At 70.5% G+C, this 444-nt stretch carries 1 protein-coding gene; it reads right to left on the bottom strand.

What is annotated here, in order from left to right:
- The coding region (locus ACLQ2V_RS28130; protein ID WP_425721736.1) for a hypothetical protein at positions 1-444 on the bottom strand (444 nt) is incomplete at both ends.

Raw genomic sequence — 444 nt, 5'->3', positions numbered from 1 at the left:
CGTGCCGAAGACGGCATGCTCGGCCAGCCACGGCTGCGCACGCAACGACAACCGACCGGAGAAGAGCACCGTCTCGCTGTCGGGGATGCTCGTCCAGACCGGCAGCAGCGGATGCGCCGACGGGTCCAGGCCGAGGGATCGGGCGTCGACCGGCCCGGTGTTACCGCTGTCCAGCCAGTAGCGCTGCCGCTGGAACGGGTAGGTCGGCAGCGCCTCGGCGTCGCCGGACGGCGCGGTCGACCAGGTGACGGGCAGGCCGGTGACGAAGGCTTCGGCGCGGGCGCGTAGCCACTGCTCGACGTCGTCCTCGTCACGCCGCAACGTGCCCAGACCCTCACCGATCGCGGGAATCAACACCGGATGCGCACTGCACTCGATGAAGGCGGTGTGCCCCTCCTCGACCAGGGCCTTCGTGACGTCGTGGAACCGCACCGGCTGCCGCAA

This window comes from Micromonospora sp. DT233 (genome assembly GCF_049841815.1).
In the GTDB taxonomy this organism is placed as follows: domain Bacteria; phylum Actinomycetota; class Actinomycetes; order Mycobacteriales; family Micromonosporaceae; genus Micromonospora.
Note: the sequence above shows the minus strand (reverse complement) of the source record. Positions and strands in the feature narration are given on the sequence as shown.